The organism is Xanthomonas sp. AM6 (genome assembly GCF_025665335.1).
Taxonomy (GTDB): Bacteria; Pseudomonadota; Gammaproteobacteria; order Xanthomonadales; family Xanthomonadaceae; genus Xanthomonas_A.
Genome location: NZ_CP106869.1, coordinates 2,657,795 through 2,684,770, shown reverse-complemented (window position 1 = coordinate 2,684,770; position 26,976 = coordinate 2,657,795). Strand labels below are relative to the sequence as shown.

Sequence of the window (26,976 nt, the reverse complement as noted above, 5' to 3'; positions counted from 1 at the left end):
GGCAACCACTGCGGTGACGCCTGGCTCGATGCTGGCGCTGGTGCGTCCCGACCTGCGCGACTTCGCCGGATATTCGTCGGCGCGCAGCAGCGCGCTGCAGGGCGAGGTCTGGCTCAACGCCAACGAGTCGGCCTGGGCCAACCCCGCCGACCGCGACGCCGGCAACCGCCGCTATCCGGATCCGCAGCCGCCGGCGCTGCGTGCGGCGCTGGCGGCGCTGTACGCCTGCGCGCCGGAGCAACTGCTGCTCGGCCGCGGCAGCGACGAGGCCATCGACCTGCTGCTGCGCGCCTTGTGCGAGCCAGGCCGCGACGCGATCGTGATCAGTCCGCCGGTGTTCGGCATGTATGCGGTCTGCGCGCGGCTGCAGAATGCGCGCATCGTCGAGGTGCCCTTGCGCGAAGACGCCGCCGGCCTGCTCACCGATGTCGACGCGGTGGTGGAGGCGGCACTGAGCCAGATGGCCAAGCTGGTGTTCCTGTGCTCGCCGGGCAATCCCAGCGGCGCGGCGATCCCGCTGGCCGACATCGAACGTGCCGCCGAACGGCTGCACGGGCGCGCCCTGCTGGTGGTCGACGAGGCCTATGGCGAATTCTCCGACATGCCGTCGGCGACCACGCTGCTGGCGCGCCACCCCAACCTGGCGGTGCTGCGCACGCTGTCCAAGGCGCATGCGCTGGCCGCGGCGCGGATCGGCTGCGTGATCGCCGATCCGGCGCTGGTCGCGGTGCTGCGCCGCTGCCAGGCGCCGTACCCGATCCCGGCGCCGTGCACGCAGCTGGCGCTGGCCGCGCTGCAGCCCGAGCCGCTGCGCCAGACCGCCGCGCGCGTGGCCGAGATCCGCCGCGAACGCGAACGCATGTCCGCCGCGCTGGCGGCGCTGCCCGGCGTGCGCCGTGTGTATCCCTCGCAGGGCAACTTCCTGCTGCTGCGCTTCGACGATGCCGAGGCCGCGTTCCGCGCCTTGCTCGGCGCCGGCGTGGTGGTGCGCGACCAGCGTGCCGCGCCGACCCTGGGCGATGCGCTGCGCATCACCCTCGGCACCCCGGAGCAGAACCAGCGCGTGCTCGGCGCGCTGCAGGCGGGGAGGGCGGCGGCATGACCCCGATCCTGTTCGTCGACCGCGACGGCACCCTGATCGAGGAGCCGGCCGATTTCCAGATCGACGCCTACGAGAAGCTGCGCTTCGTGCAGGGCGTGATCCCGGCGATGCTGAAATTGCGCGACGCCGGCTACCAGTTCGTCATCGTCACCAACCAGGACGGACTGGGCAGCGCGGCCTATCCGCAGGCCGCGTTCGACGGCCCCAACGACCTGATGCTGCAGATCTTCGCCAGCCAGGGCATCGCCTTCCGCGAGGTGCTGATCGACCGCAGCTGGCCGGCCGACAACGCCCCCACGCGCAAGCCCGGCATCGGCCTGATGCTGCCGTACCTGCAGGACCGCAGCATCGACTGGGCGCGCTCGGCGATGGTCGGCGACCGCCTCACCGACATCCAGTTCGCCGAGAATCTGCGCATCCGCGGTTTCCAGCTGAAGACCGAGCAGTTCGGCGGCGACTGGGACTGGGCCGGCATCGCCCACGAACTGGCCGATGCGCCGCGCCGCGCCACGGTGCAGCGCGACACCAAGGAAACCCGGATCCGCGTCGAAGTGGACCTGGACCTGGCGCGCGACCCGCACTGCGCCACCGGCCTGCCGTTCTTCGACCACATGCTCGAGCAGATCGGCAAGCACGGCGGCTTCGCCCTGGACGTGCGCGCCGCCGGCGACCTGCACATCGACGAACACCACACCATCGAGGACACCGGCCTGGCGCTGGGCCAGGCCTTGCGCCAGGCGCTGGGCGACAAGCGGGGCATCGGCCGCTACGGCTTCGATCCGCCGGACAGTCCGTGGCAGGCGGCCGGCGACGCAGGCCGCGCCGGCTTCACCCTGCCGATGGACGAGACCCTGGCCAGCGCCGCGCTGGATTTCAGCGGCCGCCCATATTTCGTGTTCGAAGGCGACTTCAGGCGCGAGCGCGTCGGCGACCTGCCGACCGAGCTGGTGCCGCATTTCTTCCGTTCGCTGTGCGATGCGGCGGGCCTGAACCTGCACCTGCGCGTGCATGGCGACAACGACCACCACAAGGTCGAGGCCTGCTTCAAGGCGCTGGCGCGCGCCCTGCGCCAGGCGCTGCGCCGCGACGGCGCCGCGCTGCCCTCGACCAAGGGCGTGCTGTGATGCGCGCCGGTCCTGCGGGGAGCGCACCATGACCGACGTCGCCTTGATCGATGCCGGCGGCGCCAACCTCGGCTCGGTGCGCTACGCATTGGAGCGCCTGGGCGTGGAAGCGCGGCTGGTGCGCGACGCGGCCGGGCTGCAGGGCGCCGAGCGGGTGATCCTGCCAGGCGTCGGCGCCGCGCCGCATGCGATGGCGCGGCTGCGCGAGCAAGGGCTGGTCGAACCGCTGCGTGCGCTGCAGGTGCCGCTGATCGGCATCTGCCTGGGCATGCAGCTGCTGTTCGAGCGCTCGGAGGAAGGCGACGTCGACTGCCTGGGCCTGCTGACCGGCGTGGTCCGGCACATGCCGCCGGCGCTGGGCATCCGCATCCCGCACATGGGCTGGAACCGGCTGCTGCCGATGCGCGCCTCGCCGCTGCTGGACGGCCTGGCCGAGCGCGCCGATGCCTATTTCGTGCACGGCTACGCCGCGCCGGTCACCGCCGACACCGTGGCCGCCTGCGACCACGGCGGCCTGTTCACCGCGGTGGTGCAGCGCGGCCGCCGCTGCGGCGCGCAGTTCCATCCCGAGCGTTCGGCGAGCACCGGCGCGCGCATCCTGCGCAACTTCCTCGAGACCGATTTCCCATGAGCTTCATCGTCTATCCCGCGCTGGACATCCGCGACGGCCGCGTGGTGCGGCTGGCGCAGGGCGACTACGCCCGCGAAACCCACTACGGCGACGATCCGCTGCCGCGCGCGCAGGCCTTCGCCGACGCCGGCGCCGGCTGGATGCATCTGGTCGACCTGGACGCGGCGCGCGCCGGCGGCTACACCCTGGCGCCGCTGCTGAGCCAGATCCGGGCGCAGACCGGATTGCAGGTGCAGACCGGCGGCGGCGTGCGCTCGCGCGCCGACGTGCAGCGCATGCTCGACGCCGGCGCGGCGCGGGTGGTGATCGGCTCGCTGGCGGTGCGCGACCGCGAATCGGTGCTGGAGTGGCTGGCCGAGTTCGGCGCCGAGCGCATCACCGTGGCGCTGGACACGCGCCAGGACGCGCAGGGCGTGTGGCGGCTGCCGGTGCTGGGCTGGACCGAGACCTCCGCGCTGACCCTGGAAGCGCTGGCGGCCGAGTACGCCGCCGCCGGGCTCAAGCACCTGCTGTGCACCGACATCGCCCGCGACGGCATGCTGTCCGGGCCGAACCTGGCGCTGTACGCCTACCTGCGGCAGATCGCGCCGGGCGTGGACGTGCAGGCCTCCGGCGGCATCCGCGACGCCGCCGACGTGCGCGCCGCGCGCGAGGCCGGCTGCGCCGGCGCGGTGCTCGGCAAGGCGCTGCTGGAAGGGCGGCTGACGCTGGACGAGGCGCTGGCATGCTGAGCCGGCGCATCATCCCGTGCCTGGACGTGCGCGACGGCCGCGTGGTCAAGGGCGTGAAGTTCCGCGACCACGTCGACATGGGCGACATCGTCGAACTGGCGCTGCGCTACCGCGACCAGGGCGCCGACGAACTGGTGTTCTACGACATCGGCGCCAGCCCGGAAGGGCGTTCGGTGGACTACGCCTGGGTCGAGCGCGTGGCGCGGCTGATCGACATCCCGTTCTGCGTGGCCGGCGGCATCCGCGACGTGGCCACCGCGCGTGCGGTGCTGCACGCCGGCGCCGACAAGATCTCGATCAACTCGCCGGCGCTGGAACGGCCGGCGCTGATCGCCGAACTGGCCGAGGCCTTCGGCGTGCAGTGCGTGGTGGTCGGCATCGATTCGATCCGCGAGGACGACGGCCAGTGGCGCGTGCGCCGCTTCACCGGCGACCCGAGCAAGACCCAGGCGCTGCGCGTGCGCACCGTCGACTGGGTGGTGGAGGCGCAGCAGCTGGGCGCCGGCGAGATCGTGCTCAACTGCATGGACAACGACGGCGTGCGCCGCGGCTACGACATCGCCCAGCTGTTCGAGGTGCGCTCGCTGTGCAAGGTGCCGCTGGTCGCCTCCGGCGGCGCCGGCGAGATGCAGCACTTCGCCGACGTGTTCGAGCAGGCCGACGTGGACGGTGCGCTGGCCGCCAGCGTGTTCCACAGCGGCGCGATCCCGATTCCCGACCTCAAGCGCTTCCTGCGCCAACGACAGATCGAGGTGCGCGATGGCGCCTGAGCACGAACCCGCCGCCGCGACCGCGGACGCGGAACTGGACTGGAGCAAGGGCGACGGCCTGCTGCCGGTGGTGGTGCAGGACGCGGCCACGCTGCGCGTGCTGATGCTCGGCTACATGAACGCCGAGGCGCTGGCCACGACCCGCGCCAGCGGCAAGGTCACCTTCTACAGCCGCAGCAAGCAGCGCCTGTGGACCAAGGGCGAAAGCTCGGGCCATACCCTGGACCTGGTCTCGATCCAGACCGACTGCGACCGCGATACGTTGCTGGTGACCGCGCACCCGCACGGCCCGACCTGCCATCTGGGCCGCAGCAGCTGCTTTCCGCAGGCGCCGGGCCAGTTCCTGGGCGCGCTCGACCGGCTGGTCGCACAGCGCGAACGCGAGCGGCCGCCCGGCAGCTACACCACGCAGCTGTTCGAGAAGGGCATCCGGCGCATCGCGCAGAAGGTCGGCGAGGAGGGCGTGGAAACCGCATTGGCGGGCGTGGCCGAAGGCGACGCCGAACTGCTCGGCGAATCGGCCGACCTGCTGTACCACCTGACCGTGCTGCTGCGCGCGCGCGGCCTGGGCCTGGCCGACGCGGTCGCGGTGCTGGAAGCGCGGCACAAGTAGGCGCGCGATGGCGGTCATCGCCGTGCCGCGGTGGATGGCTACAATCGCGGTTCCCCGATTGCCGGACTTCACGCATGCCGCTGCGCGCCGTAGTGCTTCTCTGCCTGTTGACCGCCGCCGCGCCCGCGCTGGCGCAGCCGGCGACGATCAGCGGCAGCGTCTATCAGGAGCGCGACGGCCAGGCGGGCCGCGGCAAGGGAGAACGCGGCATCGCCGGCGTGCAGGTCTCCGACGGCGTGCACATCGTGCGCACCGACGCGCAGGGCCGCTACCGCCTGCAGGTGGAGCCGGGGCGCACCGTGTTCGTGATCAAGCCCGACGGCTACGCCTTCGCCAGCGCCGGCAACGGCTTGCCGGCGTACTGGCGGCACTACGCGCCGGCCGGATCGCCGGCGCTCAAGTACCCCGGCATCGCGCCGACCGGCGGCGCCCCCGACGGCTGGGATTTCGCGCTGCGCGCGCAACCGGCCGCGGCCAGCACCGAGGTGCTGGTGTTCGCCGACACCCAGACCGCCTCGGCCACCGACGTCGGCTACTACGCGCGCGACATCGTCGCCCCGCTGGTCGGCAAGACCCGCGCGCGCCTGGGCACCACGCTCGGCGACGTGGTCAACGACGACCTGTCGCTGTATCCGGCGCTGAATGCCGAAACCGCCAGGCTTGGCGTGCCGTGGTTCCATGTGCCCGGCAACCACGACCTGAACTTCGACGCGGCCGACGACGCCGGCTCGCTGTCCACTTGGCGCGCGACCTACGGCCCGGACACCTACGCGGTGGAGGAGGGCGGCGCCAGCTTCGTGTTCCTGGACGACGTGGTCTACCAGCCGCAGCAGCAGCCCAGGTACGTCGGCGGCCTGCGCGAGGACCAGTTCGCGTTCCTGCAGGCCTACCTGGCGGCGTTGCCGAAGCAGCGGCTGCTGGTGCTGGGCCTGCACATCCCGCTGTTCGACGCCGCGCCGGGGAAGGAGACGTTCCGCCATGCCGACCGCACGCGCCTGTTCGCGCTGCTGCAGGGGTTTCCGCACGTGCTGGTGCTCAGCGGCCACAGCCACACCCAGCGGCACTACCACCACGGCGCCGGCGACGGCTGGCATGGCGCGCAGCCACTGCACGAATACAACGTGGGCGCGGCCTGCGGCGCGTTCTGGTCCGGGGCCAAGGATGCCGACGGCATCCCCGCCGCGACGATGGCCGACGGCACCCCCAACGGCTACGCGGTGCTGACCGTGCGGCGCGACGGCCGCTATGCGCTGGCCTATCACGCCGCACGCGCCGCCGACGATGCGCCGATGGCCCTGCATGCGCCCAAGGTGTTGCGCCGCGGCGCCTATCCGGCCTGGGCGGTGTACGCGAACGTGTTCATGGGCCAGGACGACAGCCGCGTGGAATACCGCATCGACGACGGCGCATGGAAGCCGATGCTGCGCGTGGAGCAGCCGGATCCGGACCTGCTCGCCGAGAACGCACGCGACGACGCCGCCGAGACGCTGCGCGGCTACGACCGCTCGCCGGAAGCCACCCCGTCGCAGCACCTGTGGCGCGGCGCCTTGCCGACCGACCTGCGCGCCGGAGACCACCGCATCGAGGTGCGCGCCTTCGACCCATGGCGTGGCGAACAGCGCGCGAGCACGCAATACCGCCTGCAGGACGCGACGCCCTGACGGGCGCGGCGCCGGCATTCGCCAGGCCTGTGCGCAGGCACGGCACAAGCCATCGACCTCCCTGTAGGAGCGACTTCCGTCGCGACGAGCGAAGCGGCAAGCGCCCCGGCTTGGATGCAGTCGGGGCTCAAGCCCCTCCCACAGTGCACCCGGCCTGGCTGCCGGATGCCCCTGTAGGAGCGACTTCAGTCGCGACGAGCGAAGTGGGAACTCATCAGGCCTCGGATACAGTCGGGGCCGACACCCTCCTGCAATGCATCGCTCTGTACTTCGGTCGCCGCGCGCGGTTGAAGCCTCTTTCTGAGCGCGGCCCAGCATGTCGCGACACATCGGCCGCGGCGCATGCAGTCGAGTTGCGCCGGCCCGAAAACAAAAACGCCTCCACTAGGGAGGCCGGCGAAAGCGGGGTGATCCTGGCTGGCGAGCGAAGGCGAGCGGGCGGAAGGATCGGGAGCAGCTGGCTGGCGTGAGGCGGGCGGGCTTGCTGCGGACCCAAGTCTAGCGAGCCGCATCGAACCGCGATCAAACGCGAATCACTCGCATCTTGTGGCGGGGAGGCGCAAGAAGGACCTGCCGCCGACGCCGCAACAGGCGCTCGTGGGTGCGATGTCTGTGCAGCAGCGCCGCAGACCTCAATGGCGGGGCGCGGTCGCGGACGGCGCTGGCGAGGCCGGCGCGTGCGCCGACCCTGCGGCCGCTGCCCTGGTCGTGCCATCGGCATTCGGAACCGACGCCGTTTCCGGCTTCGCGCCGACCGTGCCGTTCGCACCGGCCCTGCCGTCGGCAACCGGTCCGGGCACTGCTGCCGTTGCCTTCTCCGCGTTCGCTGGCGTCCCGGTTTCCGTCTCCGCCTCGGGCTCCGGATAGGGATACGCCGGCGCAGCGACCGGCCGCAACTGCGCACGCCAGCGCTGCAGCAACGGCGCGATCCGCGCGCCGACGTACAGCTGCGGATACGACGGCGCTTCGCCTTCGGCGCGTTCGCGCGCGGTGATCTCGGCGCTGGCCAGGCGGTAGCTCTCGACGAAGTCGCTGGTGCGCGCCAGCGCGTCGATCAGCCAGGCGCGGCCGAAGTAGGTGGCGCTGGCGGTGTTGCCGCAGCCGAACGAGGGCCGGTCGCGGCGCGCGGCGGTGATGACCAGCGTGTCGGGGCTCTTCAAGGCCGGCACGAACCCGCCGGAGTAGCAGGCCGACAGCACGATCACCCGGTTGCCGATGCCGGCGTCGTCGAGCAGTTCGCGCAGTTCCGCCGGCGCGATGTAATCGTAGTCAGCATCCTCGCCGGGACCGAACTGCACATACAGTTCGTGCTGCTCGGTGCCGTGGCTGGTCAGGAACAGCAGCAGCGCGTCCTCGCGCCGGTCCATCAGCTGGCCGATCCGCTGCAGCGTATCGGCCAGGTTGTCGTACGAGGCCTGCGGCGCGTAGGCGCGGTTGCCGAGATTGTCGGCGTGGTTGATCAGGGTGACGATGCGCCCGCCGGCGTCGAAACGCTGCGCGAACAGCTGGCGCAGGTACAGCGTCTCGTTGCGGAACACGTCCTCGCTGGCGTCGCCGGCGAAGCCGACCACGTACAGGTCGGTCACCCCCGGCCGCTGCGGTTGCAAGGCGCGCAGCTGCGCCTGCAGCAGCGGATCCCGTCCGGGATCGGCCGTGGCAGGTGCGGCCAGCGTGCCCGGCACCGGCGGCGGCACGGCCGCGTGCGGCCAGGCGCAGCACAGCATCAGGCCCGCGGCCAGCAGATACCGGTATGGGCGGAAACGCGGGCGGGAAGGGGCGGCCATGCGCGGATGATCGCGCGCAACGGGAGGCCCGGCAATCGCCGCGCGCGGATGTGGAAGCAGGGACGTGGCCGCCTCGTCGATGCGCCGTGCCGCACACGGTTCTCGACCGCGGCGATCGTGCGCGCGGCCCAGTCGCCGATCCCATGCTGCGGGCGCGGTTCGGCCACATCAATGTCCGCGCCTTGCCGTACCAGGCAGGGCGAACGCTTCGATCACCGCAGCGGGGCGCATCCAGGTGACCCGCACGTCGGCGGGAACGGCAGCCGCCTGCGCCAGCGCGGCTGCCGTGGACAGGCCGACCCGTCCAAGCGCAAGGCGAGTGCTCAGAACTTCCAGTTCATGCCCAGATACAGCTGGCGGCCGGTGTAGGTGTTGGACAGCAGGCGGGCCTTGGTGTCGTTGCCCAGGTGGATGCGCTGCTCGGACTCGGTCGCGTTGAGCACCGACGCGGTCACGGTCAGGGCCTCGGTGACGTTGTAGGCCACGTTGAGGTCCAGCTGATCGTAGGGCTCGGAATACTCGGTCAGCCCGTTGTTGAGGCCGCCGACGACTTCGCCGCGCCGGTTGTACGAGGCGCGCGCCAGGAACTTCTCGTTTTCGTAGAACACGGTGAAATTGGCCTGGTTCTTGGCGCTGCCGACCAGCGGCGAGGAACCGATCGCCTGGCCGTCCAGCACGATCGCGGCCAGGTTGGTGTCGTTGTAGGTGTAGTTGGCCTGGAAGCCGAGACCGAAATCGAGCGTGTACTGGCCGTACAGTTCCACGCCCTGCGACACGCCGTCCTGGCCATTGGCCTCGGTTTCGTAGCGCTGCACCGTGACCGTCTGGCCGCCGACGTTCATCTGCTGGTCGCGCACCACCGGCACGGTGAAGTTGTCCACGTTCTTGCGGAACAGCGCCACGCCGGCGACCGCGCCCGGGGTGAAGTACCACTCCAGGCCGAGGTCGTACTGGGTCGCCTCGAACGGCTGCAGGCCCTTGTTGCTGCCCGAACCGTGCCAGCCGGGCGTGTCGGTGCCGCCGGCGACGCGGCGGTCGTTGCTGTACTCGTCGCTGACGAAGCGCAGGCTGCCCGGGTAGGCGATGCTGGTGTAGCTCGGCCGCGCGATCACCTTGGACGCCGCGCCACGCAGCACCAGGGTGTCGGTGATGTCCCAGGCGATGTTGAAGCTGGGCAGCACGTCGGTATAGGTCTTCTCCATCGAGCTCAGCGCATAGGTCTTCGCGCGCGCCAGCGCATCGGGCACGCGGACGAAGCCGCTCTGGCACACGTAGCCGCTGCCGGAGCCGATCAGGGCGGCGGCGGCCGGGTCGTTGCAGCCCATCGGGTCGCCGGCCGCGTTGTCCTGGAAGTAGTCGTTGAACCGCTCCACCGAATCGCTGGATTCGGCGAACTGCTTGGTGCGCACCACGCGCACGCCGAGGTTGCCGCGCACGCGCTCGGTGCGGAAGTTGGCCTGGAAGTAGCCGGAGAAGATCTTCTCGTCGACGTTGTAGACGAAGTCGTCCTCGCGGCGGTTGTGCGAGCCGCCGTAGCGCTCGTTGAGGTAGTCGATGTAGGCCGGGTAGTCGATGCCGGGAAACACGTTGGCGTTGAAGCCGCCGCGGATGTTGTCGATCGGGCTGGACAGGAAGAAGCCGGGCTGGGCCACGCCGGCGGCGGGGTCGCAACCGGACTGGTAGCGGTTGTTGTCGTAGTCGGCCGGATCGGTGCCCTGGCACACCCAGTAGGTGTTGCCGGTGTTGCGGTGCACCTGCCCGTCGCGGTACTTGGCGCCGAACTGGATCGAATCTAGCCAGCCGTTCTCGAACAGCTTGCTGATGTCGGCCTGGAAGTAGTTCTGCTTGATGCTGGTCTGCATCCACGACGAGTCGGTCGAGCCGGTATCGATCTCGGCGATGCCGGCCATCAGTTGGTCCTGCAGGTTCGGCGAGAACGTCGCGCTGGGCGTGCCGGTCAGGTCCCAGGCACTGTAGCCGTTGCCGGATTGCCACACGCCGTCGACCTGCCGGCGCGGCTTGGCCGACATGCGGAAGCTCATCGACGGGCCGCCTTCGGACCAGGTGCGGCCGCCGGTGAACGAGGCCTTCCACAATGGGCTGATCTCCCAGTCGATCGACAGGTCGGCGGTCTGCGACAGCGCCTTCTCGCGGCTGTAGGTGCCGGTGAGCTGCGGGGTGGGGATGGTGCAGTCGTCCGGCCCCCAGCCGCCCGGCGCCAGGCCGGCCGCGGCCGCCTGTTCCTCGCTGCAGTAGTAGGTCTTGCCGGCCAGTTTCTCGTACTGCGCGCCGGTGACCACGCTGCCGCTGGGATCGAAGCTGAGCCCGTCGAGCAGGCGGCCGCCGGCCCAGTTGCCGTCGCCGTTGAAGCGCGCCAGGTTCCACTCCGGAATCTTCAGCATGTTCTCGGTGTAGTTGCCCTGCAGTTCGAAGCGGAAGTAGTTGGCGGTCAGGGTCAGGTTGTCGAGCGGCTTGAACTGGAAGGTCAGCTGCCCGCCCTTGCGCTCGCGCTGTTCGTCGCGCACGGCGAAGTTGACCGAGGTAGGCAGGAAGAACTCGCTGTAGTTGCGCCCGTTCTGGTCGTTGAAGCCGGACTGGCCCCACCAGTAGTGGATGCCGTCCTGGGTCAGCGGGTTGCCGTGGGCGTCGAGCGCATCGGTGCCGTTGCCGTACCACTGGTAGTCCTCGGTGCTGGCCTCCATGCTGCGGTTGGTGCGCTTCTGCTGGGTCACGCCGACCAGCACGCCGAAGCGTTCGTCCTTGCTGTGCCAGGAGTACAGCGCCGACAGCTGCGGATCGACGTCGTGGCTGGTGTCGGACGAGGTGCCCTCGACGTTGACGTAGCCGGAGTTGGATTCCATGTCGAGCGGGCGGCGGGTATGCAGGATCACCGTGCCGCCGATGCCGCCTTCGTCGATGCGCGCTTCCGGCGACTTGAACAGTTCCGCGCTGGACAGCATGTTCGACGGCAGCAGGGTGTAGTTGAACGAACGCGTGGCCTCGTCGTTGGTTTCCGAGGTGGCGACGTAGTTGCCGTTCAACTGGGTCAGGGTTAGGTCCGGCGCCAGGCCGCGCACGCTCACGCTCTTGCCTTCGCCGCCGTCGCGGGTGATGACCACGCCCGGCACGCGCTGCAGCGCGTCGGCCACGTTCTTGTCGGGGAACTTGCCCACGTCCTCGGCGGTGATCACCTCGACCACGGCGTTGGCGTCGCGCTTCTGCTGCAGGCTCTTTTCGATGGCGTAGCGGTAGCCGGTGACGTTGACGCTGTCGAGCGTGGTCGCGTCGGGCGACGCCGCGGCGGCCGGCGGGGCGGTGGCCGGTGCGGCCTGTTGCGCGAACGCGCCGGCCGGCGCCAGCGCGGCGGCCAGGGCGAAGCCGATGGCGGCGGCCAATGCGTCGCGGCCCTGCTTGCGTGAAGTCTGTTTCATTCCCCTCTCTCCCTCTCCTGGATTGAACGGTGGCTTGCACGGTCTTGGTTTTTATCGATCCAAATCTGGTGCCGGCATCTCCGTGACGATGTACCTGTTGGCTTGGCCGCACTGGCCCCTTGCCACCACGGGCGAGACCGATCGTTGAGCTTGAATCGATCTAAACGGCGGCAGATGTGTAACACGGCACATCGGGGGGCGCATGCTGCCCCGCAATATGCGGACCGAACCGGAGCAAGGGATCCGATGGTGCGCCGCAGAATGCGCCAGCCACCATTCTCCTGTTTACTTGAATCGATCTAAATTCCCGGGGAGACGAGTCCGCATGGTTGCTGCTTCGTTGGTCGGCTTGGGGTTTGCGGCGCGATCCAAGGCCGCGCGCCACTCGGCGGGCGGTTCGCGGCCGCACTGCCATGGGCCTGTGGCAGCGGTCGCTGCACCAACACCCGCTGCCCCTGCCGCCGGGTCCCGGCACCGGCTGGCCGGGCTGGCCTGCCTGCTGGCGCTGTCGTTCGCGCCGTCGCTGCAGGCCGCGCCGCAGGCGCTGGAACGCGAGGTCAACACCTTCATCGGCAGCAAGGACGACGGCAACACGTTCCCCGGCGCGTCGGCGCCGTTCGGCCTGATCCAGGTCAGCCCGATCGGCGAGCACTACGCCGGGTGGCGCTACGACGACCCCAAGATCCGCGGCTTCGGCCACTCGTTCCTGTCCGGCGCCGGGTGCTGGGAGCAGGGCGGCCAGGTGTCGGTGCTGCCGGTGACCGGCCGCATCGGCCCAGGCGGCGATTTCGATACCGGCGACGCCAAGAGCTTCGACCACACGCGCTATGCGGCGGCGTACACCCACGCCGGCGAAGTGGGGCAGGCCGGGTACTACAAGGTGCGCCTGACCGACTACGGCGGCATCGACGTCGAGGCCACCGCGCGCACCCGCGCCGCGGCCGAGCGCTACACCTTCCCGGCCGCGGCGGGCAGCGGCCACCTGCTGGTCAACCTCGGCCAGGCCAACGACCGCCACCGGGTGATCGGCAGCGCGATCGAGGTGGTCGGCGACCGGGTGGTGGAAGGCAAGCTGGTCACCGACAGCTTCTGCGGCGGCCATCAGTACACCACCTGGTTCCGCATCGAGTTCGACCGCCCGTTCACGGCGTTCGGCACCTGGGGCGAGGCCGGCGGGGTGCCCGGCGCCCGCCACGGCATGGAAGGCGAGCTCAAGCCGAGCGGCGCCTGGCTCAGCTTCGACCTGGCCGGAGGCCGCGCGGTGACCGCGGTCAGCGCGATCTCGCACGTGGACGCCGAAGGCGCGCGCACCAACCTGCGCAGCGACGGCATGCAGGACGGCAGGCTGCTGGGCTTCGAGCGGATGCGGCAGCTGGCGCAGCGGCAGTGGCGGCAGGAACTGGCTTCGGTGCGCCTGCGCGGCGGCAGCGGCGACGACCGCACCGTGTTCTACACCGCGCTGTACCACGCGTTGCTGCAGCCACTGACCGGCAGCGACGCCGACGGCCGCTACCGCGGCTACGACGACGGCATCCATCGCGCCGATGGCTGGACCTACTACGAGTATTTCTCGCTGTGGGACACCTACCGCGCGCAGAACCAGTGGCTGGCGTTGACCAGGCCGCAGGTCGCGCGCGACATCGCCCGCAGCGTGCTGGCGATCGACGAACAGGGCGGCTGGTTGCCGCGCTGGGGCTATGCCAATTTCGAAACCAACGTGATGACCGGCGATCCGGTGACGCCGTTCCTGGTCGACCTGTGGCGCGCCGGCGCGCTGGCCGGGCGCGAAGAGGAGGCCTACGCCGCGCTGCGCCGCAACGCCTTCGGCATCCCGCCGCTGAATTCGCGCCACGCCGGCCGCTCGGGCAATCCGAACTACCTGGCCAGCGGCTTCGTGCAGTACGACCGCGCGTTTCCGTCCAAGGGCATGGACGTGGACCCGCACCACGGCGGGTCGGCCACGCTCGAATACGCGCTGGCCGACTGCGCGCTGGCGCAGATGGCCGCCGGCCTGGGCCATGCCGACGATGCCGGCGCGCTGCGCGAACGCGGGCGCAACTGGCGCAAGGTGTGGGATCCGCAGGTGCGCGACGCGCAGAGCGGGTTCGACGGGTTCCCGCGGCCGCGCATGCAGGACGGCAGCTGGTATACGCCGGCCGACGGGCACTACAGCCCGCGTTCGCAGCATGGCTTCCACGAGGGCACCGGCTGGCAGTACCAGTGGCTGGCGCAGCAGGACGTGCCCGGCCTGGTCCAGGCGATGCACGGCCGCGACCAGGCCGCGCGCCGGCTGGACGCCTTCTTCGCCTACGACGCGCTGCGCCAGGCGCCGCTGACCGCCGCGCGCAAGGAGTGGGTGGTCGGGCCGTACAGCTACTACAACCAGTTCCGCTACAACCCGAACAACGAGCCGGACCTGCATGCGCCGTGGATGTACACGCTGATCGGCCAGCCGTGGAAGACGGCGACCGTGGTGCGCGCGGCGCAGCAGTTGTTCACCAACGCGCCCAACGGCGTCACCGGCAACGACGACCTGGGCACGATGTCGGCCTGGTACCTGTTCAGCGCGCTCGGCCTGTACCCGGCGGTGCCGGGCAGCGGCCAGTTCCTGCTGCATACGCCGCGCTTCGCGCAGGCCGAGGTCGATCTTGGAACGGGCAGAACACTGACCCTGCGCGCGCCCGGCGCCGACGGCCGCCAGCTGCAGTACATCCAGCAGGTGCGGGTCGATGGCCGCGCGCATGCGCCGGTGTGGCTGGACTGGGCGCGCCTGCGCCAGGGCGGCACCGTCGCCTTCGCGCTGGGCGCGCAGGCGCCGCAGGCCGGCTGGGGCACGCAGGCCGACGCGCTGCCGGCCTCGTTCTGCGCCACGCCCGGCGCGGCGCTGGAATGAGCGACGCGCATGCCGGCCGCCCCTGCGTCGCGCCCGCGCCGTCGCGTGGCGCCAGCGCGCCATGCCGGCCGCCAATCCCGAACCCCCCCGATCGTTTAGGCTTGCGCCATGCCGAAGCGCCCTGGCGAGACGATGAACGACAACACCACTCCTGCCGGAAAGGGCGCACGCGCAGTCACCGTGACCGACATCGCCAAGGCGATCGGCGTGTCGCGCGCGACGGTCTCGCTGGTCCTGCGCGGCAGCCCGCTGGTGAACGTGGACACCCGCGCGCGGGTCGAAGCCGAGCTGCGGCGCCAGCGCTACGTCTACAACCGCGGCGCCGCCAACCTGCGCCGGCGCACCTCCTCCAGCGTGGCGCTGGTGATCAACGACCTGTCCAATCCGTTCTTCGCCGAATTCGCCGCCGGCGTGGACGAGGCGCTGGGCGGCAAGGGCTATGTGACGCTGCTCGGCAGTACCGGCGAATCGCCGCAGCGCCAGCAGGCGGTGCTGGCCACCTTGATGGAACACACCCCGGCCGGGCTGATCCTGTCGCCGGCCGAAGGCAGCGACGCGGCACAACTGCGCCAGGTGCTGGGCCAGGCGCATGTGCTGCTGTTCAACCGCGAGCTGGCCGGCGCGGACTGGGACTTCCTCACCCTGGACAACCAGCAGGGCGCCTACCTGGCCACCCGCCATCTGCTCGAACGCGGGCACCGGCGCATCGCGTTCTTCGGCGGCCATGCCGCCTCCAGTTCCTGCGACCAGCGCCGCCGCGGCTATGCGCAGGCGCTGGGCGAGGCCGGGGTGGCGCTGCGGCCGGAGTGGATGGTCGAATCGGCGCCCAGCCGGGTGGATGCCGCGGCGCGGACCGGCGAGCTGTTCGCACACCCCGCCGTGCCGACCGCGGCGGTCTGCTACAACGACAGCGTCGCGCTGGGCCTGATGCTCGGCCTGGCCCGGCGCGGGGTGCAGCCGGGCCGCGAATTCGCGGTCACCGGCTTCGACGACATCTCCGAGGCCGCCGTGGCCTCGCCGGCCCTGACCACGCTCACCGTCGACCCGCGCGCGCGCGGGCGGCAGGCGGCGGAACTGCTGCTGCAGCGCGTGGCGCATCCGGACGCCGCGCCGCAGCGCACCGTCGCGCCGGTGCGGCTGTGCGTGCGCGAGAGCAGCGGCGCCCCTGCCGCCTGAGGTTGGTTGCGGCGGCGCGCACGATGCGTGCGCCGCGCCGCAGTTCCCGCGCTTCCTTTTTCGGCAGAGGCCGCGGACCGCATCCGCGCCGCTGCGCGTCCGTCTCCGCCGGTCCGTCCGCGCTGCGCCGCAGCCTGGACCGGCGTTGCGCTGCCCACACCGTTTCCCACCCGAGGACCCGACGATGACGATGCGAGCCGTTCCCTTTGCCTCCCTGGCCAGCGCCCTGCTGCTGGCATCGTCCGCCTGCGCCAGCGACGCGGTGGCGCCGCCGCGCGCCGCGGCGCCGGCCGCGTCCGCCGCCGCGCTCGCGCCGGTGCCCGCGGTGGACGCCAAGGAGGCCGCGCGCCTGGCCGAGCAGGTGCGCGAACAGACCCGCCACGCGTGGCAGGGCTACATGCGCTACGCCAAGGGCCACGACGATCTCAAGCCGATCAGCGGCAAGCCGCACGACTGGTACCGGGAGCCGCTGCTGATGTCGCCGGTGGATGCGCTGGACACGCTGCTGCTGCTCGGCCTGGACAAGGAAGCGGCCGAGGCGCGCGAGTTGATCGTCACCCAGCTGTCGTTCGACCGCGACATGGACGTGCAGAACTTCGAGATCACCATCCGCCTGCTCGGCGGGCTGCTCTCGGCCCACCAGATGACCGGCGATGCGCGCCTGCTGGCGCTGGCCGAGGACCTGGGCAAGCGCCTGTTGCCGGTGTTCGACAGCCCCACCGGCCTGCCGTACACCCACGTCAACCTGCGCACCGGCAAGGTCAGCGGCACCGTCAGCAACCCGGCCGAGACCGGCACGCTGCTGCTGGAGTTCGGCACGCTGAGCAAGCTCACCGGCAACCCGGTGTACTACGACAAGGCCAAGCGCGCGCTGGTGGAAACCTTCAACCGGCGCTCCGAGGTGGGGCTGGTCGGCCTGAACATAGACGTGGAGACCGGCAAGTGGACCGACCCGGACAGCTCCATCGCCGGCGGCATCGATTCGTACTACGAGTACCTGCTCAAGTGCTGGAAGCTGTTCGACGATCCGGACTGCAAGCGCATGTGGGAGCAGAGCATCGGCCCGGTCAACGCGCACCTGGCCGACGAGGTGCGCGAAGGCGAGCTGTGGTACGGCCACGCCGACATGCACACCGGCAAGCGCACGCGCACCGTCTACGGCGCGCTGGATGCCTTCATGCCGGGCATGCTCGCGCTCGGCGGCGACCTGCCGCGCGCCAAGCGGTTGCAGGAGTCGGGGCTGAAGATGTGGCGGCTGCACGGCATCGAGCCCGAATCGCTGGACTACGCCACGATGAAGGTCGGCTCGCCGGGCTACGCGCTGCGTCCGGAGATCGTCGAATCGGCGTACTACCTGTACCGCTACACCGGCGATGCGCGCTACCGCGGCATGGGCAAGGTGTTCTTCGAGGATTTCGTGCGCCACACGCGCACCGAACACGGGTTCGCCGCATTGAAGGACGTGCGCAGCAAGCAGAAGAAGGACTCCATGGAGAGCTTCCTGTTCGCCGAGACCTTCAAGTACTACTACCTGCTGTTCGCGCCGGCCAGCGCGCTGGAGTTCGACCGCGTGGTGTTCAACACCGAGGCGCATCCGCTGCGGCGGACCTGGTAGGCGCAACCGCCGGCGGCGCGGCCGGCCGCTGGTCGGCCCGCCGCGCGCGGCGCGTCCGGAGAACCTGGTGGCCGGTCGCGAGCCCGCGGCCGCTGGCCTGCCCGGATCCGCCGCTCGCGCGGCGACCGGCTCAGAGCACGATCTGCTGGAAGTTCTCCGCGCGATCGTGGCCGTGCGTGGCCGCGCCGGTGCGCGGCTGCGGGTAATCCTCGCGGCGGTCGAGCAGGCGGGTCTGCAGCCCGGCCTCGCGCGCGGCATCCAGTTCCTCGACCACGTCGGACAGGAACACGATCTGCGCGGCCGGCACCCCGATCGCGGCGACGATGTTGCGGTAGCTGCCGGCCTCGCGCTTGCCGCCGATCTCGGTGTCGAACCAGCCCGAGACCAGGCCGGTCAGGTCGCCGGCGTCGCTGTAGCCGAAGAACTGCTTCTGCGCCGGCACCGAGCCGGAGGAATACACGTACAGCGGCAGGCCGGCCGCATGCCAGCCCTGCAGCGCCTGCGCCGCGTCCGGGTAGAAGTGCGCCCGGTAGTCGCCGTCGCGGTAGCCGGCTTCCCAGATCATGCCCTGCAGCGCCTTCAGCGCGGTGTGCTTGCGGTCCTGGTCGATCCAGCCCTGCAGCGTCTCCACGATCACCGCATCGGTGCAGATGCCGCCGCACTCGGTGGCGACCGCGTCCAGCCACTGCCGCACCTGCGGCTGCTGGCCGTGCTCGCGCACGAACTCGGGCAGGGCGCGGCGCGCGTAGGGGAACAGCACGTCCTTGACGAAGGAGATGCTGCTGGTGGTGCCTTCGATGTCGGTCAGGATCACGCGTGGCGCGCTCATGCTCAGTCCGCCTCGCCGCGCAGCGCCGCTTCGTAGCGCGGGAAGCGCTGGGCGATGTCGGTGCCGGTGAAGTGGCCGACCCAGCCGTCCGGCTCGGTGAAGAAGCGGATCGCCACGAAGCGCGGCTCCGGGCCCATGTCGAACCAGTGGTGGGTGCCGTCCGGCACCGCGATCAGGTCGTTCTGCACGCATTCGATCTCGTAGACCTTGCCGTCCACGTGCAGAGTGAACAGGCCCGAGCCGGCGACGAAGAAGCGCACTTCGTCCTCCTTGTGGAAATGCTCCTCGAGGAACTTCCTGCGCATCTCCTCGCGCTGCGGGTGGTCCGGGGCGATGCTGACCACGTCCACGGTCTTGAAGCCGTGTTCGGCCACCAGCCGGTCGATGTCGGTCCTGTAGGCGGCCATCACCGCCTCCGGCGTGGCGCCGGCCTCGATCGGCTGGTCGGCCTGCCAGCGTTCGAAGGTGACGCCGATCTTGCGCAGCTCGGCGGCGATCGCGTCGCCATCGCGGCTGTCGAACAGCGGCGCGTCGGGAGTGGTTTCGGCGAAGATGCGGAGTCGGCTCATGGCGGCGGGCGAGGGCGTCGAGGGGAGGAAAAGAGTAGCAGCTGGCGGAGGGGCCGCCGTTGCGGCGCTGGAACGCTGTTGCGCGGGCCGCGCGGGGGGCGCTCAGCCCGCCGCGCGCAGCTTGCGCAGTTCCAGTTCGCAGTGCAGCAGGAACTCGATGGCTTCCAGGTGGCGGCGCGCCTCGGCCATGTCGCGGCCCCAGGCGTACAGGCCGTGGCCGTCGATCAGGTAGCCCCACAGCGCGGTGCGGTCCAGCAGCGCGTCCACCTGCGCGGCCAGCACGGTCATGTCCTGGGTGTTGGCGAACACCGGCAGGTCCACCGCGGTCTCGTGGGTCTGGTTGCCATGCAGGGCCTTCAGTAGCTCGTAGCCTTCCAGGCGCACGTGGCCGGCGGGCGCGTACAGCCGCGAGGCGACGGTCTGCACCGGCGAATGCGTGTGCAGCACGCAGCCGATCTCCGGGAAGCGGCGGTACAGCTGGGTGTGCAGCAGGGTCTCGGCCGACGGCCGGTGATCGCTGCCGACCGCCTTGCCGTCGAAGTCCACCACCATGATGTCGGCCTCGACCAGCCGGCCCTTGTCGCGGCCGGACACGGTGATCGCGGCATGCGCGGCGTCGAGCCGGTGCGAGAAGTTGCTGCTGGTGGCCGGAGTCCAGCCGGCCGCCGACAGTTCGCGGATGTTGCCGATCAGCAGCTGGGCCAGCGTGCGCAGGCGTTCGGTATCGTAGGGCTGTGCGTTCATGCCCCTATTCTAGCGAGGCTGTGTGGCACGCAGGCGGCTGTGGCGGAAACCGTAGCCGAAATAGATCAGCAGGCCGAGCACGGTCCAGCCGCCCATCAGCAGCCAGTTGTGCGCGGTCATCGCCGACAGCAGCGCCAGGCAGCTGAGCACGCCGGCGATGCAGATCAGCCAGGCGAACGGGATGCGGAACGGGCGCGGCAGGTCGGGCTGGGTGCGGCGCAGGATCAGCACCCCGGCGCAGACGGCGGCGAAGGCGATCAGGGTACCCATCGAGGTCAGCTCGCCGAGCACGTCCAGCGGGAACAGCGCCGCCAGCAGCGCGATGCCGATGCCGGTGATCACCGTGTTGACGTGCGGGGTGCGGTACTTGGGATGGATCTTGGTGAACACCGGCGGCAGCAGCCCGTCGCGGGCGATGATCATGAAGATCCGCGGCTGGCCGATGATCATCACCAGCACCACCGAGGACAGGCCGATCAGCGCGCCGACCTCGACCACCACCCGCAGCCACGCCAGTTGCGGATGCGCGCCCACCGCGGTCACCACCGGCTCGTCGGTGCCCAGCAGGGTGTAGGGCACCAGCCCGGTCATCACCGCGGCCATCGCGATGTACAGCACGGTGCAGATCACCAGCGACAGGATCATGCCGATCGGCAGGTCGCGCTGCGGCCGGTGCGATTCCTGCGCCGCCACGGAGACGGCCTCGAAGCCGATGTAGGCGAAGAACACCATCGCCGCGCCGCGCAGCACGCCTTCCATGCCGTACTTGCCCGGGCCTTCGTTGGCCGGGATGAACGGGTGCCAGTTGGCGGTGTCCACGTACTTCCAGCCCACCGCGATCACCAGCAGGATCAGCCCGGTCTTGAGCACCACCATCGCCATGTTCATCGCCGAGGACTTGCGGATGCCGACGTAGCACAGCCATGTCAGCAGCAGCACGATGGCGGCCGCGGGCAGGTTGGCGATCGCGCCGGTGCGCTGCAGCTTGCCGTCCAGCGGCGCGTTGACCAGCGCCGCGGGCAGGTGGATGCCGAAATGGTCGAGCAGGCTCAGGAAGTAGCCGGTCCAGCTCACCGCCACCGCCGAGGCCGACACGCCGTACTCCAGCACCAGCATCCAGCCGATGAACCAGGCCGCCAGTTCGCCGAAGGTGGCGTAGGTGTAGGTGTAGGCGCTGCCGGACACCGGCACCATCGCCGCGAATTCGGCGTAGGCCAGCGCGCAGAACGCGCAGCACAGCGCGGCCAGCACGAACGACAGCATGATCGCCGGGCCGGCATGGTTGGCCGCGGCCTGCCCGGTGATGACGAAGATGCCGCCGCCGATCACCGCGCCGATGCCCAGCGCGGTCAGGCCCCAGGGGCCGAGCGCACGCTGCAGGCCCAGGCCGCCGGCGTCCTCGTGGCTGGCATGGGGATGTTTGGTGGCCCAGAGTTGTTTGAGCATGGAGCGGTTCCTGTTGAATCCCGCACATGGATGTGCGGGCTCTTGCGAGGGAGGACTCGAGAGTTGAATCCCCGCACATGGATGTGCGGGCTCTTGCGAGGGACTCGCAATTAAGCCTTGCCGGCCAGGCGGCTGTGGCGGATGCCGTAGCCGAAATAGATGACCAGGCCGATCAGGGTCCAGCCGACGAACACCTTCCAGTGTTCCTGGAACGCCTGCAGGAACAGGCCGACGCAGAACAGCGCGCCGAGCGTGCAGACCACCGGCGCGAACGGCACCCGGAACGGCCGCGGCAGGTCCGGCTTGGTGAAGCGCAGGACCAGCACGCCGACGCACACGGTGGCGAAGGCGAGCAGGGTGCCCATCGACACCAGTTCGCCGAGCACGTCCAGCGGGATCAGCCCGGCCAGCAGCGCGGCGACCACGCCGACGACGATCGTGCCCACGTAGGGCGTGTGGAACTTGCGGTGGACCTTGCCGAACAGCTTGGGCAGCAGGCCGTCGCGCGCCATCGTGTAGAAGATGCGCGGCTGCGCCATCAGCATCACCAGCACCACCGAGGACAGGCCGGCGATGGCGCCGATCTCCACGAAGGTCTTCAGCCAGGCCAGGCTGGGATAGTGCTCCAGCGCGGTGGCGACCGGCTTGGCGGTGCCGAGCTGGGTGTAGGGCAGCAGCCCGGTCAGCACCGCGCAGACGATGATGTAGATGACCGTGCACACCGCCAGCGACACCAGGATGCCGATCGGCATGTTGCGCTGCGGGTCCTTGGTCTCGCCGGCGGAGGTGGAGACCGCGTCGAAGCCGATGTAGGAGAAGAACACGATGGAAGCGGCGCGGAACACGCCGCTCCAGCCGAACTCGCCCGGGCCGGTGTTTTCGGGGATGAACGGATGCCAGTTGGCCGGATCGACGTGGGACACGCCGAAGCCGACGAACAGGCAGATCACCAGGACCTTGATCGCCACCACGATGGCGTTGGCGAACGCCGACTGGGTGACGCCGACGTAGCACAGGATGCTGACCGCGCCGACGATCAGCACCGCCGGCAGGTTGACGATGCCGCCGGAGGCGACGAAGGCGTGGCCGTTCCAGGCCAGCGGCGAACTCGCCAGTTCCGCCGGGAACGGCAGCCCCAGGGTGCCGGTCAGGAAACTGATCAGGTAGGCCGACCAGCCGACCGCGACGCTGGAGCCGGCGAACAGGTATTCCAGCACCAGGCACCAGCCGATGAACCAGGCCACGCCTTCGCCCAGGGTGGTGTAGGAGTAGGAATAGGCGCTGCCGGAGACCGGCATCATCGCCGCGAACTCGGCGTAGCACAGGCCGGCGAAGGCGCAGGCGATGCCGGCGAACACGAACGACAGCATCACCGCCGGGCCGGCGTGGTTGGCAGCGGCCTGGCCGGTCAGCACGAAGATGCCCGCGCCGATCACCGCACCGATGCCGAGCAGGATCAGGTGCCTGGCGGTGAGGGTCCGTTTCAGCGTGGCTTCGCCTTCCAGGCTGCCTTCGAACGGTTCGCCGGCATCGACGTGCCCGGCCGGTTCGATCGGCTTGACCCTCAACAGAGACTTCAGCATGCGGTGCATCCCCTGGTGGCGATCGGGGCTGTCGTGCCCCGGTAAAGATGGTGCGCTAGGCCCAAGCGGGCCACGCAAGCGTCGTACCATGCCAAAGCCGGACGGCCGCCACAAGCCGCGCCGCACCGTCGGCGGCGATAATGGCCGGCCCCGATCGCGAGAATGCCCCATGCCGGACCTCTCCCTGCGCCGCCAGTTGCAGGCCTATGCCGTCCGTTGGCCGCAGGAGGCCGAGGTTGCCGCGCAATTCCTGGCGTTGCTGGACGATGCGCACGACCCGTTCGTGCGTGCGCGCCTGGACGGCCACTTCACCGGTTCGGCCTGGCTGGTCAGCGCCGACGGCGCACGCACCCTGCTGACCCACCACCGCAAGCTGCAGCGCTGGCTGCAGCTGGGCGGGCATGCCGACGGCGACCGCGACCTGGCGCAGGTGGCGCTGAAGGAAGCCGAGGAGGAGTCCGGGCTGCCCGGGCTGGCGCTGGAGGACGGCGCCGTGTTCGACCTGGACCGGCACTGGATCCCCGCGCGCCAGGAGGTGCCCGGGCACTGGCACTTCGACGCGCGCTACGTGGTGCGCGCCGGCGCCGACGAAACGTTCGCGGTCAGCGCCGAGTCGCTGGCCCTGGCCTGGCGCCCGATCGCCGAACTGCTGGCCGAGCCGGACCTGGATCCGTCGCTGCGGCGGATGGCCGGCAAGTGGCTGGCGCGCGGCGGAAGCTGACGCACCCGGCAACGGGCGCTGCCGCATAGGCTAATCGGGGCGCGCGCGGCGCCGGCTGGGCGGGCCTGGCCGGATTGGGTACCCTTGGGCGCCCGTTGCCTGTCCATGCCCATGTCCCGCGCCGCTGCGTCGTTCACCTACCGCCTGGCATTCCGCCCGCTCGACGAGCGGATGGAGTCGGCCGAACTGGCGCGCACCGTGCAACGCACGCTGCTGGCATTGAGCCGGCCGCCGCATGGCGTGGCGATCGTCAGCCTGCAGCGCCCGCCGCGCGAGGACGGCGGCGGCCTGTACATGGAAGCGGTCACCACCGGCCCGGAGCGCTGGTACCTGAAGGCCGACGACTATCTGTTGAGCGAAGGGCTGCGTGCCGAACTGCAGCCCTGAGGGGCCGGGATTCGAGATTTGGGATTCGCTAGAGCTGGGGTGCTTGATCCGATTTTCCGCGCTTGATCCAAGCCTTGCGCTCCCTCGCGCGTCTGCGCCGCCACGATCGATCCAGGCCCGATCGCAGTCGGTGAACGGACTCGCCAGCGCCGCCGCTCTTCCCAATCCCCAATCCCGACTCCCCGTCAGTAGAGAATCCGCGTGCGCAAGGTCCCGGCGATCTGCCCCAGTTCGTCCTTCAGCACCCCCGCCAGTTCCTCGCTGGCGGCGACGTCGATCACCACGTAGCCGACCTTGGGGTCGGTGCGCAGGAACTGGCCGTCGATGTTGACGTTGTGGCGCGAGAACAGTTCGTTGATCTGCGACAGCACGCCCGGCACGTTGCGGTGGATGTGCAGCAGGCGCAGGCTCTCGGCGTGCTCGGGCAGGGTGACCTCGGGGAAGTTCACCGCCGACAGGGTGCTGCCGTTGTCGCTGTAGCGCACCAGCTTGGCGGCCACTTCCACGCCGATGTTGTCCTGCGCTTCCAGCGTGCTGCCGCCCACGTGCGGGGTCAGGATCACGTTGTCGTGCGCGGCCAGCGGCGATTCGAACAGGTCGCCGTTGCCCTTGGGCTCGACCGGGAACACGTCCACCGCGGCGCCGCCGATGTGGCCGGAGCTCAGCGCCGCGTCCAGCGCGGCGATGTCGATCACGGTGCCGCGCGAGGCGTTGATCAGGTGCGCGCCGGGCTTCATCTGCGCGATCTGCGCCGCGCCGATCATGTCCTTGGTCGCGGCGGTTTCCGGCACGTGCAGGGTGACCACGTCCGAACGCGCCAGCAGCTCGTCCAGGTCGGTCGCCGCGCGCGCGTTGCCCAGCGACAGCTTGGCCTCGATGTCGTGGAAGATCACCTGCATGCCCAGCGATTCCGCCAGCACCCCGACCTGGGTGCCGATGTGCCCGTAGCCGACGATGCCCAGCACCTTGCCGCGGGTCTCGTGGCTGCCGGCGGCCGACTTCGACCAGCCGCCGCGGTGGCATTCGGCGTTCTTCTGCGGGATGCCGCGCAGCAGCAGGATCGCCTCGGCGATGACCAGCTCGGCGACGCTGCGGGTATTGGAATAGGGCGCGTTGAACACCGGGATGCCGGCCAGTTCGGCCGCGTCCAGGTCCACCTGGTTGGTGCCGATGCAGAAGCAGCCGACCGCGATCAGCCGCTTGGCGTGCGCCAGCACCTCGGCGCTGAGCTGGGTGCGCGAGCGGATGCCGACGATGTGCGCCTCGGCGATGCGCGCCTTCAGTTCCTCTTCCGGCAGCGACTTGGCGTGCAGCTCGATCTGCGAGTAGCCGGCGGCGCGGAACACGTCGACGGCGGTCTGGCTGATGCCTTCGAGCAGCAGCACACGGATATCCTGCTTCGGAAACGAGGTCTTCTTGGGCGACATTGCGGGCACAGGGGCGAGGCGAGCGGGCCGGTCACTATGCCAGATGCCTGCGCGCTTTGGTGCGTCGCAGTAGGACGCCGGGCGGCGCGAACGCAATGCCGACAAAGGTTTCAGCTGCATCGATGTTTGGGCGGGGGATTCGGGATAGCGTGCAGGCTTTGCCCGCTCGTGGAGATTCGCGTCGAATCCCGAACCTCGAATCCCGCATCCCGAATCCGCAGCCCCAACTGGACGCCGCCACGCAACGCTGGCACGCTTGAACGCTTGCTTTCGCCCGGCTCCCAACCCATGACCGACCCGCGCCTGGACGCCCTGACGCACGCCGTTCCCGGACTGCGCCTGAAGACCGACCCCGCCGACCTGGAGCACTACGGCCGCGACTGGACCCGGCGCTGGACGCCGGCGCCGCTGGCGATCGCGCTGCCGGCGACGGTGGACGAGGTGCAGGCGGTGCTGCGCTGGGCCAACGACCACGCGGTGGCGGTGGTGCCCTCCGGCGGCCGCACCGGGCTGTCCGGCGGCGCGGTGGCCGCGCACGGCGAGCTGGTGCTGAGCCTGGAGCGGATGAACAAGGCGCTGGCGTTCGATGCGGTCGACCGCACCCTCACCGTGCAGGCCGGCATGCCGCTGGAAGCGGTGCACAACGCGGCGCGCGAGCACGGGCTGGTGTATCCGGTGGATTTCGCCGCGCGCGGCTCGTGCTCGATCGGCGGCAACATCGCCACCAATGCCGGTGGCATCCGCGTGATCCGCTACGGCAACACCCGCGAGTGGATCGCCGGACTGAAGGTGGTCACCGGCAGCGGCGAATTGCTCGAGCTCAACCGCGGGCTGATCAAGAATTCCAGCGGCTACGATTTCCGCCAGCTGCTGATCGGCTCGGAGGGCACGCTGGGCGTCGTGGTGGAGGCCACGCTGCGGCTGACCGATCCGCCGCCGCCGAGCAACGTGATGCTGCTGGCGCTGCCTTCGTTCGAGGTGCTGATGCAGGTGTTCGCCGCGTTCCGCGGCCGGCTGCAGCTGGAGGCGTTCGAATTCTTCACCGACCGCGCGCTGCAGCACGTGCTGGCGCATGGCGCGCAGGCGCCGTTCGACACGGTCTACCCGTACTACGTGGTCACCGAGTACGCCAGCGGCGACGAGGCGCAGGAGGCCGCGGCGCTGGCCGCGTTCGAGGCGTGCATGGAGCAGGGCTGGGTGCTGGACGGGGTGATCAGCCAGAGCGATGCGCAGGCGGCGCAGCTGTGGCGCCTGCGCGAAGGCATCACCGAGGCGGTGGCGCGCTACAAGCCGTACAAGAACGACGTGTCGGTGCGGATCTCGGCGATGCCGGCGTTCCTGGCGCAGACCCAGGCGCTGCTCGGCCAGGCCTATCCGCAGTTCGACGTGGTCTGGTTCGGTCACATCGGCGACGGCAACCTGCACATCAACGTGCTCAAGCCCGACGCCACCGCCGACGCCGAGTTCATCGCCGCCTGCGAGCAGGTCACCAAGCTGCTGGCGCAGGTGCTGGCGCAGCACGGCGGCAGCATCTCCGCCGAACACGGCATCGGCCTGGTCAAGAAGCCGTATCTGGACAGCACCCGCAGCGCCGAGGAGATCGCGCTGATGCGCGCGGTCAAGCGCGTGTTCGATCCGGCCGGGCTGCTCAACCCAGGCAAGCTGTTCGATCCCTGAACCGCGCGCCGCGCAGGCAGCGGCGCTGCGGTTGGCGCTCGCGGCAGCGGCCGGCTAGGCTA

Annotated in this window: 21 protein-coding genes; 13 read left to right on the top strand and 8 right to left on the bottom strand. The window is 70.4% G+C overall.

The window, feature by feature from the left end; translation table 11 throughout:
* Nucleotides 1-13: 13 nt before the first annotated feature.
* The 7 genes from hisC (at nucleotide 14) to OCJ37_RS11200 (ending at nucleotide 6,632) form a co-directional block, all read left to right on the top strand.
* Nucleotides 14-1,102, top strand: coding sequence for a histidinol-phosphate transaminase (hisC, locus tag OCJ37_RS11230; RefSeq protein ID WP_263113657.1), 1,089 nt, complete (start codon nucleotides 14-16; stop codon nucleotides 1,100-1,102).
* Nucleotides 1,099-2,226, top strand: a complete 1,128-nt coding sequence (gene hisB / locus OCJ37_RS11225; RefSeq protein ID WP_263109493.1) for a bifunctional histidinol-phosphatase/imidazoleglycerol-phosphate dehydratase HisB — start codon at nucleotides 1,099-1,101, stop codon at nucleotides 2,224-2,226. Before hisC ends, hisB begins: the two co-directional genes overlap by 4 nt.
* Before the next feature lie 28 nt (nucleotides 2,227-2,254).
* Nucleotides 2,255-2,857 carry an imidazole glycerol phosphate synthase subunit HisH gene (gene hisH, locus OCJ37_RS11220; RefSeq protein WP_263109492.1) on the top strand — a complete coding sequence of 201 codons (603 nt, stop codon included), beginning with the start codon at nucleotides 2,255-2,257 and terminating at the stop codon, nucleotides 2,855-2,857.
* On the top strand, nucleotides 2,854-3,588 hold the full coding sequence (gene hisA, locus OCJ37_RS11215) for a 1-(5-phosphoribosyl)-5-[(5-phosphoribosylamino)methylideneamino]imidazole-4-carboxamide isomerase (RefSeq protein ID WP_263109491.1): 735 nt from the start codon (nucleotides 2,854-2,856) through the stop codon (nucleotides 3,586-3,588). The genes hisH and hisA overlap by 4 nt, the downstream gene beginning before the upstream one ends.
* Nucleotides 3,582-4,358, top strand: a complete 777-nt coding sequence (hisF, locus tag OCJ37_RS11210) for an imidazole glycerol phosphate synthase subunit HisF (protein ID WP_185813000.1) — start codon at nucleotides 3,582-3,584, stop codon at nucleotides 4,356-4,358. The genes hisA and hisF overlap by 7 nt, the downstream gene beginning before the upstream one ends.
* Nucleotides 4,348-4,971 carry a bifunctional phosphoribosyl-AMP cyclohydrolase/phosphoribosyl-ATP diphosphatase HisIE gene (gene hisIE, locus OCJ37_RS11205; protein ID WP_263109490.1) on the top strand — a complete coding sequence of 208 codons (624 nt, stop codon included), beginning with the start codon at nucleotides 4,348-4,350 and terminating at the stop codon, nucleotides 4,969-4,971. Before hisF ends, hisIE begins: the two co-directional genes overlap by 11 nt.
* A 74-nt stretch (nucleotides 4,972-5,045) precedes the next feature.
* The gene (locus tag OCJ37_RS11200; RefSeq protein WP_263109489.1) at nucleotides 5,046-6,632 is read left to right on the top strand and encodes a calcineurin-like phosphoesterase C-terminal domain-containing protein; all 1,587 of its coding nucleotides are present in this window, start codon (nucleotides 5,046-5,048) and stop codon (nucleotides 6,630-6,632) included.
* 632 nt (nucleotides 6,633-7,264) lie between these two features.
* Here OCJ37_RS11200 and OCJ37_RS11195 read toward each other — a convergent pair.
* A complete protein-coding gene (locus OCJ37_RS11195; protein WP_263109488.1) occupies nucleotides 7,265-8,416 on the bottom strand; it encodes a C13 family peptidase in 1,152 nt (383 codons plus the stop codon).
* 323 nt (nucleotides 8,417-8,739) lie between these two features.
* Nucleotides 8,740-11,847, bottom strand: coding sequence for a TonB-dependent receptor (locus OCJ37_RS11190; protein WP_263109487.1), 3,108 nt, complete (start codon nucleotides 11,845-11,847; stop codon nucleotides 8,740-8,742).
* Nucleotides 11,848-12,343: 496 nt separating this feature from the next.
* Between OCJ37_RS11190 and OCJ37_RS11185 the strand changes: the two genes are divergently transcribed.
* From OCJ37_RS11185 to OCJ37_RS11175, 3 genes are all read left to right on the top strand, one after another.
* A complete protein-coding gene (locus OCJ37_RS11185) occupies nucleotides 12,344-14,740 on the top strand; it encodes a GH92 family glycosyl hydrolase (RefSeq protein ID WP_263113656.1) in 2,397 nt (798 codons plus the stop codon).
* Nucleotides 14,741-14,872: 132 nt separating this feature from the next.
* Nucleotides 14,873-15,916 (top strand): LacI family DNA-binding transcriptional regulator, encoded by a 1,044-nt coding sequence (locus OCJ37_RS11180; RefSeq protein ID WP_263113655.1) that lies wholly within the window; start codon nucleotides 14,873-14,875, stop codon nucleotides 15,914-15,916.
* 184 nt (nucleotides 15,917-16,100) lie between these two features.
* A complete protein-coding gene (locus OCJ37_RS11175; protein ID WP_263109486.1) occupies nucleotides 16,101-17,531 on the top strand; it encodes a glycoside hydrolase family 47 protein in 1,431 nt (476 codons plus the stop codon).
* A 130-nt stretch (nucleotides 17,532-17,661) separates the two neighbouring features.
* On the opposite strand, the gene mtnC is transcribed toward OCJ37_RS11175, so the two are convergent.
* From mtnC to OCJ37_RS11150, 5 genes are all read right to left on the bottom strand, one after another.
* The gene (gene mtnC / locus OCJ37_RS11170; protein ID WP_263109485.1) at nucleotides 17,662-18,360 is read right to left on the bottom strand and encodes an acireductone synthase; all 699 of its coding nucleotides are present in this window, start codon (nucleotides 18,358-18,360) and stop codon (nucleotides 17,662-17,664) included.
* Between the two features lie 2 nt (nucleotides 18,361-18,362).
* The gene (locus OCJ37_RS11165; RefSeq protein WP_263109484.1) at nucleotides 18,363-18,929 is read right to left on the bottom strand and encodes a 1,2-dihydroxy-3-keto-5-methylthiopentene dioxygenase; all 567 of its coding nucleotides are present in this window, start codon (nucleotides 18,927-18,929) and stop codon (nucleotides 18,363-18,365) included.
* Nucleotides 18,930-19,031: 102 nt separating this feature from the next.
* A complete protein-coding gene (locus OCJ37_RS11160; RefSeq protein WP_263109483.1) occupies nucleotides 19,032-19,673 on the bottom strand; it encodes a methylthioribulose 1-phosphate dehydratase in 642 nt (213 codons plus the stop codon).
* Between the two features lie 9 nt (nucleotides 19,674-19,682).
* Nucleotides 19,683-21,119: an amino acid permease gene (locus OCJ37_RS11155; RefSeq protein ID WP_263109482.1), complete on the bottom strand. Its 1,437-nt coding sequence runs from the start codon at nucleotides 21,117-21,119 to the stop codon at nucleotides 19,683-19,685.
* 110 nt (nucleotides 21,120-21,229) lie between these two features.
* Nucleotides 21,230-22,702 (bottom strand): amino acid permease, encoded by a 1,473-nt coding sequence (locus tag OCJ37_RS11150; protein ID WP_263109481.1) that lies wholly within the window; start codon nucleotides 22,700-22,702, stop codon nucleotides 21,230-21,232.
* Between the two features lie 169 nt (nucleotides 22,703-22,871).
* Between OCJ37_RS11150 and OCJ37_RS11145 the strand changes: the two genes are divergently transcribed.
* Together OCJ37_RS11145 and OCJ37_RS11140 are read left to right on the top strand one after the other, a co-directional pair.
* A complete protein-coding gene (locus OCJ37_RS11145; protein WP_263109480.1) occupies nucleotides 22,872-23,423 on the top strand; it encodes an NUDIX hydrolase in 552 nt (183 codons plus the stop codon).
* A gap of 105 nt (nucleotides 23,424-23,528) precedes the next feature.
* The gene (locus OCJ37_RS11140; protein WP_263109479.1) at nucleotides 23,529-23,810 is read left to right on the top strand and encodes a hypothetical protein; all 282 of its coding nucleotides are present in this window, start codon (nucleotides 23,529-23,531) and stop codon (nucleotides 23,808-23,810) included.
* 185 nt (nucleotides 23,811-23,995) lie between these two features.
* Here OCJ37_RS11140 and serA read toward each other — a convergent pair whose 3' ends face one another.
* Complete coding sequence (serA, locus tag OCJ37_RS11135) at nucleotides 23,996-25,237, bottom strand: phosphoglycerate dehydrogenase (protein ID WP_263109478.1); 1,242 nt, start codon at nucleotides 25,235-25,237, stop codon at nucleotides 23,996-23,998.
* Between the two features lie 288 nt (nucleotides 25,238-25,525).
* Here serA and OCJ37_RS11130 point away from each other — a divergent pair, with 288 nt between their 5' ends.
* Nucleotides 25,526-26,914, top strand: a complete 1,389-nt coding sequence (locus OCJ37_RS11130) for a D-2-hydroxyglutarate dehydrogenase (RefSeq protein WP_263109477.1) — start codon at nucleotides 25,526-25,528, stop codon at nucleotides 26,912-26,914.
* Nucleotides 26,915-26,976 lie beyond the last annotated feature (62 nt).